The sequence below is a fragment of the Citrobacter sp. wls716 genome, assembly GCF_005280975.1.
GTDB classification, from domain to species: domain Bacteria; phylum Pseudomonadota; class Gammaproteobacteria; order Enterobacterales; family Enterobacteriaceae; genus Citrobacter; species Citrobacter youngae.
Window position 1 is genome coordinate 1 of the sequence record NZ_SZWX01000047.1, and the last position, 461, is coordinate 461.

Genomic DNA, 461 nt, shown 5'->3' on the forward strand with positions numbered 1-461 from the left:
CTGTTTGCCGATATGCCCCGGGCCTATATCCGGGGACTGGAGAAGGGAAAAGGGTATGTGAAAGAAAACTATCTCCGGGAGCGCAGAGAGTGGATAAAATTAAGACAAACCATTGCGTACTATGAATCGGACGGCAAGAAGAAGCATAAAAAACGGCTGGCAGAACTGTACCGTGAAGAAAAGCAGCGGGCAAAAGCGCTGGCCGATATGCCACCGGACCCGGTACTGCCTCCGCCAGCCCCGCTGATAAAGGTCAGTGGCGTGGTGACAAACTACCACCAGCGCTGCCTGACGCACTATTTTGACACCAAAGCCTATCCGCAGACGTGGGAATATTTCAGCAGGCAGGATGAGAACATGGCGTCTGCCGCGATGGTGCTGGCCTCGACGGGGTCAGCAGCAACGGCACAGGGCATGGTGGCGAGCAATGAAGACAGGGTTCCAGCTGCAGCGTGGTACGT

1 pseudogene is annotated in these 461 nt (G+C 55.5%); it reads left to right on the forward strand.

The features are described from left to right. Positions 1–461 (forward strand): annotated as a pseudogene (locus tag FDX24_RS16300) (hypothetical protein); the annotation flags it as partial.